At 73.3% G+C, this 7517-nt stretch carries 7 protein-coding genes and 1 tRNA gene; 6 read left to right on the top strand and 2 right to left on the bottom strand.

Features of this window, described 5'->3' with window-relative positions:
• Positions 1-129: 129 nt before the first annotated feature.
• Together ACFVIM_RS13230 and ACFVIM_RS13225 are read right to left on the bottom strand one after the other, a co-directional pair.
• The gene (locus ACFVIM_RS13230; protein WP_384300802.1) at positions 130-606 is read right to left on the bottom strand and encodes a hypothetical protein; all 477 of its coding nucleotides are present in this window, start codon (positions 604-606) and stop codon (positions 130-132) included.
• Between the two features lie 1167 nt (positions 607-1773).
• Entirely contained in the window at positions 1774-2469 is a 696-nt protein-coding gene (locus tag ACFVIM_RS13225; protein WP_384300801.1) for an HNH endonuclease family protein, read from the bottom strand.
• A gap of 151 nt (positions 2470-2620) precedes the next feature.
• Here ACFVIM_RS13225 and ACFVIM_RS13220 point away from each other — a divergent pair, with 151 nt between their 5' ends.
• The 6 genes from ACFVIM_RS13220 to ACFVIM_RS13195 all read left to right on the top strand — a co-directional run bounded on the left by ACFVIM_RS13220 (position 2621) and on the right by ACFVIM_RS13195 (position 7342).
• Positions 2621-2872 (top strand): hypothetical protein, encoded by a 252-nt coding sequence (locus tag ACFVIM_RS13220; protein WP_384300800.1) that lies wholly within the window; start codon positions 2621-2623, stop codon positions 2870-2872.
• 254 nt (positions 2873-3126) lie between these two features.
• Positions 3127-3540 carry a YciI family protein gene (locus ACFVIM_RS13215; protein WP_384300799.1) on the top strand — a complete coding sequence of 138 codons (414 nt, stop codon included), beginning with the start codon at positions 3127-3129 and terminating at the stop codon, positions 3538-3540.
• A 79-nt stretch (positions 3541-3619) separates the two neighbouring features.
• The gene (locus tag ACFVIM_RS13210) at positions 3620-4852 is read left to right on the top strand and encodes an RNA polymerase sigma factor (protein WP_384300798.1); all 1233 of its coding nucleotides are present in this window, start codon (positions 3620-3622) and stop codon (positions 4850-4852) included.
• Positions 4853-4928: 76 nt separating this feature from the next.
• Positions 4929-5678, top strand: coding sequence for a MerR family transcriptional regulator (locus ACFVIM_RS13205; protein WP_384300797.1), 750 nt, complete (start codon positions 4929-4931; stop codon positions 5676-5678).
• A gap of 95 nt (positions 5679-5773) precedes the next feature.
• Positions 5774-5847 (top strand) — tRNA-Met (locus ACFVIM_RS13200).
• Between the two features lie 286 nt (positions 5848-6133).
• Positions 6134-7342: a PP2C family protein-serine/threonine phosphatase gene (locus tag ACFVIM_RS13195; protein WP_384300796.1), complete on the top strand. Its 1209-nt coding sequence runs from the start codon at positions 6134-6136 to the stop codon at positions 7340-7342.
• The last annotated feature ends 175 nt before the right edge of the window (positions 7343-7517 follow it).

The raw sequence follows: 7517 nt of genomic DNA, 5'->3' as shown, positions 1-7517 counted from the left end.
TCCGGGGACCCCTCGTCGTTACCCGGTTCGCTCAGCCCGGCGGCTCCCGCGTCCCGGCGGGCCGCTCCCCGCTCGGCCGGTGTCACCCACGGGGCTCAGGAGGTGCTCCGGGCCGCGCCCCGTCCGTGCTCAGGGCGAGGCGGGCGTCGCGGGCCGGGTCGCGGGCGTCCGCAGATAGACCACCTGGCCGATCGCGGTGGACGGCGCGTGCAACGCGTCCCCCGCGTAGCTCACCCGCACCTGGTCCGGCCAGTCCGACGGGGTCAGACCGGGCTGCGAACAGCGGAAGACCCCGGACAGGTCCGTGGTCATCTCGCAGGACCCGGCGGGGTGGCCGGAGCGGAGGAAGTCGGCGGTCACCGCCGCGTCCTGCACCCCGCTCAGCTCGGCCTCCCGCTCCACCAGCGTTCCGCTCACCTCCATCGTGGCGCGGTCGACGACCAGCTGGAACTGGAGAGAGTCGAGCGTCGTCGGCATCGGCGGGTTGGCCGCCGCGCGGGACGCGGGCGAGGCCACCGACGCCAGGGTGCCGAGCGTCACCACGGCCAGCAGGGTCACCAGCCAGGACAGCCAGGACCGGTTCCCGGGAAACCGGGTATCGCGCATGTCTGTTGTCTCCTTGACGAGGGCGGGCGGCCGGGGGCCGTGACACCGCCCCGGGATGGCCCGGGGCCACGGGCCCGGACCCGCCGCGCCGAGATCGTTGCGGACCGCGCGCCCCCGGCGCACCCGGAACGCGCGGGCGGCCCCTCTTTCGCGCGAACCCGCGCCCTGTGATTCGCCGGGTCGGAGTAGACCGCGCGCACGGGGTGGACGTCCGCCCCGACGGCATGGCCCCGGGCCGGAACGCGTCGCCCGGAGGAGAGCGGCGGCATATCTGGCCGGTATTCGCCGGGAGCACGGGAAGGCGCCGGGAGCGCCCCAGCGGGTCGGGTACGGTCGGCGCGGACCCCGCCACGGCCGAGTACCCGTGACGGGAGCCAGCGTAGGAGTTGCCTGAACTGAGCCTCTTCCGTGGGGGATTCAGCTCGTGTCCTCAGCCACCTTCCCGGCTCGCCAGGTCGGGGACCTGACAAGAAGGCCCCCGCCGCGGCCGGATACCGTGACGGGAGCCAACGTAGGGCCTGGGTGAGCTGAGCCCCGCTGTTTGGGGCTCAGCTCACTTCTTCAGCCACCTTCCCAGCTTGTCCGCCGTGCGGACCAGAAGGTCCTCGACGCGCTGCCGGAGTGACGACCTGGGCTTCCACCGGAGGCGCCGGAGCGTGTCTGGCGCGGTGGGGGGAGATCCGGCTCGTACCGGACGGGGCGGCGCCATGGTGCGCCTGACACAACCGAGCGATGTCGGGTACCGTCATGGAGAAGGCCCCCGCCATGGCCGGACACCGTGACGGGAGCCAACGTAGGGCCTTGGTGAACTGAGCCCCGCGAGTGGGGGCTCAGCTCACTTCTTCAGCCACCTCCCCAGCTTTTCCGCCGTGCGGACCAGAAGGTCCTCGACGCGCTGCCGGAGTGACGGCTTGGGCTTCCTACGACGCCCCATGGGCGCCTCCCCTCAGATTGGCCGCCGATGGAATCCCGGTCGGCGGCCCTTCCTTTGGTTCGGGCCGGGCCCCGAGGGGCGGGGTCCGGAGCGATCCTTGAGGGGAGGCGCACCGTAGTGCGCGAGAACAATCTAGGGATCACCGCGATGGGATAACCCTTTTTCAGTCATATGCCAAATAGGGCGCATTGGCGACACCTCGCGCCCCCTGTGGGCGCCCTCGCGCCCCTCGCTCAGGGCGCGGGGATCCAGGTGACCGGCGTCGTCGGGCAGGCGGTCGCCAGGGTGGTCAGACGGTCGCGTTCGCGCGGGTCCACGGCCAGGTCCCAGCGGAGTTTGGTGGCGGTCCACTCCGCGAGGTAGCGGCAGCGGGCGCCGGGCGCCGGGGGTAGCCATTCGGCGGGGTCCTGGTCGGCCTTGGACCGGTTGGCGCGCGCGGTGACGGCGATGAGCGAGGTCGGCTGGCCCTGGTCGTTGGCGTACGCCTCGCGGCGGGCGGCCGTCCAGACGGAGGCGCCGGAGTCCCATGCCTCGGCGAGCGGCACCATGTGGTCGATGTCGAGGGAGGCGGCCGGGGTGACGGTCTGCTCGTCGTAGTACGAGAACCAGGAGCCCCCGGTCAGTGTGCAGCCCGGGCCCACGGTCGGCGGTTCGACGGCCTCGTCCAGCAGGACCTCGTTACGGGTGGTGCAGCCGTCGGTGGGGTTGAGCCCGGCGTTCCAGTGGCGGAAGGCGCTGCGTACGTACCCCGTACGGTCCTCGGCGGCGATGGGCAGCAGGGCCACGGCGCCCGTGAGTGGGGCCGTCTCGGCGGCGCGGGCGGCCGTCCCGGCGCGGGGCGCGGGGGCGGCGGCGGCCGGGAGGGTCAGGGCGAGGGGGAGCAGGGCGAGTGCGGTGGCCGTGGCGGCGCGGATCAGGGGAGAGGTCACCGCAACCGAAATACGGGCATAGGTGATGAAAACGGGGCAGTGAACCGAACGGCTGCGCCGAATGGGCGCACGGGTTCACCCCGGGCACCCCGCTGGGGCATCTCGGGGCGGCACCCCGTGACCCCGGCCCCGCGTGGCCGTTGTCCCCGGCATGACCAAGACTCAGCGCCTGCTCGCGACCGTCGCCCTCGCTGCCTCCGCCTCGGCCCTCGCGGTCTCCGGCGCCCACGCCGCCCCCGCCCCCACGCCCGCCCCCGGGCCCCTCGGATCCACCTCGCTCGGCCAGTTGGGCCAGCTCAACCAGCTCAAGGAGCTGAACCAGCTGAACCAGCTCATGGAGGTGCCCAACGCGCTCGCGCCGCTGACGGACCCGGTGACGATGCTGGTGGGCGCGGTCAACTGACCCCCGCCGCCGCTGCCGCGTGACGGGTACGGGGGCGGGCCACCCGCCTCCGTACGCCGTGGGTCGCCGCAGACCGGCCCCGTGCCGACACCGGCACCGACCTCCGCGCCCGTCCGCCGGGCTCCACCGAGAACTCCCCCGGAAACTTCCCCGGAAAAAAGTTCCGCGACCGTGTAGAGAACCGGTTCGCCGCTCCGACGTCTCCTGTGAGAGGTGCCCACCAGGGGCGCCCACCGGCACACAGGAGCGGCACCATGAAGTACCTCTTGATGATCCAGGGCACCCAGGCGGGCTACGAGGCCATGGCGGGCAAGGAGTCCCCCGGCCACCCGGCCTGGAGCGAGCAGCAGCTCCAGGCGGTGTTCGCCCATATGTCCGCGATCAACGACGACCTCGCCGAGTCCGGCGAGATGGTCGGGGGCGCGGGGCTCACCGAGCCCGCCCAGGCGCGGATGATCGCCCTCGGCCCCGACCGCCGTCCCGTGATCACCGACGGGCCCTACGGCGAGACCAAGGAGGTCCTCGGCGGGTACTGGATCCTGGACTGCGAGAGCCTGGAGCGGGTGACCGAGATCGCCACCCGGGTCCTCCGGTGTCCGGGGCCGGAGGGGGCCGAGCTGCCCGTCATCATCCGGCCCATCCAGGGCGAAGGCGGCTGTGAGATCTGATGCCGTCCCCACCGCCGCCCCGCACCGACCGGGCCCGCCGCACCGACGGGGGCCCGCAGGCCCGCCGGGCCCCGCGCGGATGAGCGCGCCACCCACCGTCGAGGACCTGCTGCGCCGGCACGCGCCGCAGGTCCTCGGCGCGCTCGTACGCCGTTACGGTCACTTCGACCTCGCCGAGGACTCCGTCCAGGAGGCGCTGCTCGCCGCCGCCCACCAGTGGCCCGGGGACGGTGTCCCCGCCAACCCGCGCGGCTGGCTGATCCGGGTCGCCTCGCGGCGGCTCGTCGATCTGCTCCGGGCCGAGGAGGCCCGGCGCCGCAGGGAGGAGGCCGTGGCGGGACTGCTGCCGCGTGACGCGCACACCGCTCCGGCGCCGGGGGAGAGCCGGGCGCCCGCCGCCGACGACACCCTGACCCTTCTCTTCCTCTGCTGCCATCCCGATCTCGGTCCGGCCGCGCAGATCGCGCTCACCCTGCGCGCGGTCGGCGGACTGACCACCGCCGAGATCGCCCGCGCCCATCTGGTGCCGGAGGGCACCATGGCGCAGCGGATCAGCCGGGCCAAGCAGCGGATCCGGGGCGTTCCCTTCCGGCAGCCGGGGCCCGAGGACCGTGACCAGCGGCTCGACGCCGTGCTCCAGGTCCTCTATCTGATCTTCAACGAGGGGTACACGGCCACATCGGGCGCCACCCTGCACCGGGCCGACCTCGCCCGGGAGGCCATCCGGCTGACCCGCGCGCTGAGCGCGCTGCTGCCCCGCGACGGCGCGGTCACCGGACTCCTGGCGCTGATGCTGCTGACCGAGGCGCGCGGCGCCGCCCGTACCACCGAGCGGGGCGATCTCGTCCCTCTCGACGAACAGGACCGCAGCCGCTGGGACCAGGCCGCCATCCGGGAGGGAACCGCCCTGGTCGAACGGGCGCTGACCCAGGGCCCGGCCGGGCCGTACCAGCTCCAGGCCGCCATCGCCGCCCTCCACGACGAGGCACCGGACGCCGGTGCCACCGACTGGCCGCAGATCCTCGCCCTCTACGACCTGCTGGTACGGATCACCGCCGATCCGATGGCCGCCCTGGGCCGGGCCGTGGCCATCGCCATGGTCCACGGTCCGCGCGCCGGACTCGCCGAGGCCGACGCGCTCGCCGGGCGGCTCGCCGGGCACCACCGGCTGGACGCCGTCCGCGCCCATCTGCTGGAGCGGGCGGGCGAGGTGGCGGAGGCGCGGGCCGCGTACGGGCTGGCGGCCCGGCGTACCCTCAGCGCCCCCGAGGCCCGCTACCTCCTGGGCCGGGCCGCCCGGCTCGCCCGCTGAACGCCGGTTTCGGCGGCAGCCGGCCCGGACGGCAGAGGTTGACCCTGACGTAACGTCAACTTCTACCGTCAGGGCCATGGAGTGGTCGATCCAGGAGATCTCCCGGCTGGCCGGGACGACGAGCCGCACCCTGCGGCACTACGGGGAGCTGGGGCTCCTCACCCCGAGCCGGGTGGGGGCCAACGGCTACCGCCACTACGGCCCCGATGAGCTGGTGCGGCTCCAGCGGATCCTCCTCCTGCGCGAGCTGGGGCTCTCCCTGCCCGCGATCGGGGAGGTCCTGGAGGGGCAGCGGGACACCGCCGTCGCCCTCCGGGCCCATCTGGGCCTGCTGGAGCAGGAGCGGGAGCGGATCGAGCGGCAGATCACCTCGGTGCGGACCACCTTGCGCAAGACGGAACGAGGAGAGGAACTGATGGCGGAGGAAGTGCTGGACGGTTTCGACCACACCCGCTACGAGCGGGAGGTCACCGAGCGGTGGGGCCGCGACGCCTATGAGCGCGGTGACCAGTGGTGGCGCTCGCTGAGCGAGGAGCGCCGCCGCGCGTACCACCAGGAGCAGAAGGACATCGCCCGCGCCGTCGCGGCGGCGGCCGCCGCCGGGCTCGCCCCCGACAGCGACGAGGTCCAGGAACTGGCCGCCCGGCAGTACGCCTGGCTGTCGCTCTTCGAGGCACCCTCGCGCGACCACTTCATCGGCCTGGGGGAGATGTACACGGCCGACGAGCGGTTCCGGAAGGCCTACGACCGCGAGGGCGCGGGCACGGCTGAGCTGCTGCGGGACGCGATGCGGGTGTACGGGGAGACCGGGCTCACAGACGGCTGAGACCCATATGTGCCCGACTTCACCCCTTTTCTCCCTGTGCCGGGTGTCAGGTGGCGTCGAGCGCCCTCCCAATGGCGTAAGGTTGTGTTTACCGACGCGGGGTGGAGCAGCTCGGTAGCTCGCTGGGCTCATAACCCAGAGGTCGCAGGTTCAAATCCTGTCCCCGCTACTCACTACTGTGGCCCGGCCCTCTTCACGAGGCCGGGCCACAGTGCTTTCGCCTTCTTCCCATGGCGCCGGTCCCGTGCCCACCCCCCTGCCCACCTCCGTGTGGACCGTCGGCTCCGGGGCGATGGAGGCGGGGCGGCGCACGGAAACCACCCCTCGGCCGGGCAGGCGCCCCCGTGCCCCAGCCCCGCCCGGCATACGACACGCGCCCCGGGGTCCGGCGGGGCGGCAAGGCCGCCCGCCCCTTCCTGAGGCGAACCCCCACCTCCACGCCGTACAAAGGCACTATGTACCTCGCACGGCGAAAGCAGGAGGACGAGCGGCCCGGAGGCTCCCGCTCCCGCCGCTTTGTGCGCGCCCTTCCCGTGCTGATGATCATCTGTGGGGTGATCTTCGATCTGGCGACCCCGCCCCGGTTCACCGCCGTCCCGATACTGACGGCCGCCCCGTTGATCGCGGCGCCGTTCTACCCGTGGATCGGCACGCTGCTGATCGGGGTCGCGGTGACGGTGACCGTCTTCCTGCTGCACTACGTCAACGACATCACGCTCCGGCCGCAGGCCGTCACCGAGCTGATCACCGTGGTGACGGTCTCCGGCCTGGCGCTGCTGATCGGCCGGGTCATCCGGCGGGGCGATGAGCGGCTGGCGTCCGCGCGGACCATCGCCGAGGCGGCCCAGCGGGCCGTGGTGCCGACCCCCGCCGAGCGGATCGGCGGGCTCCGGATCGCCGCGCGCTATGAGGCGGCGCTGGCGGACGCCTTCATCGGCGGGGATCTCTTCGCCGTCCAGGACACCCCGTACGGGGTCCGGCTGGTCGTCGGCGACGTCCGGGGCAAGGGACTCGGGGCCGTCGAGGCGGTCGCGGTCGCGATCGGCGCCTTCCGGGAGGCGGCCGACCGGGAGAGCGCCCTGGAGGGCGTCACCCGCCGGCTGGAGAGCGCCCTGGTCCGTGAGGCACGGCGGCGCCCGCCGCCGGATGTCTTCGAGGCGTTCACCACCGCGGTCCTCGCGCAGGTGTCGCCGGGCAACGGTGTCGTACGGCTGGTCAACCGGGGGCATCCCGATCCGCTGCTGCTCCACCCCGATGGGCGGCTCGATGTGCTGGAACCCTCGGAACCCGCGCTTCCGCTGGGGATGGCGGAACTCTGGCCGGAGCCGGACCGGGTGGACGAGTACCGGCTGCCCCGGGGTGCCACGCTGCTCTTCTACACCGATGGTCTCTCCGAGGCGCGGGACGCCCGGGGAGACTTCTACGATCCCGTCACCCGGCTGGCCGGTCGGGTCTTCCCGGGGCCGGGTGAGCTGCTGGACGGTCTGATCGACGATGTCCGCCGCCATACCGGGGGCGGCGCCACGGACGATATGGCGCTGCTGGCGGTGACGAGCCCCCACCGGTCGGCCGGAGAGGGCGCGGAGGCCGCGGAGGCCGGGGAAGCCAGGGAAGCCAGGGAAGCCAGGGAAGCCGGGGAAGCCTCAGGGGTCAGAGGAAGCTGAGAAGTCAGGGAAGCGCCAGGGCTCAGGGAAAACATCAGGGGCCAGCGAAAGCCCCAGGGGCCGGAGAAGCCTCAGAGGCCGGAGAGGCCTCAGGGGTCGGAGCGGCGGACCCAGGGCGGCGCCGGGACCGAGTCGGTTGAGTGCTCGGGATCGACGCGGAAGAGGTATTCGTACG

It is taken from the genome of Streptomyces sp. NPDC057638 (genome assembly GCF_042800315.1).
In the GTDB taxonomy this organism is placed as follows: domain Bacteria; phylum Actinomycetota; class Actinomycetes; order Streptomycetales; family Streptomycetaceae; genus Streptomyces.
The sequence above is the reverse complement of the archived record's forward strand: the minus strand, read 5'-3'. Positions and strand labels throughout refer to the sequence as shown.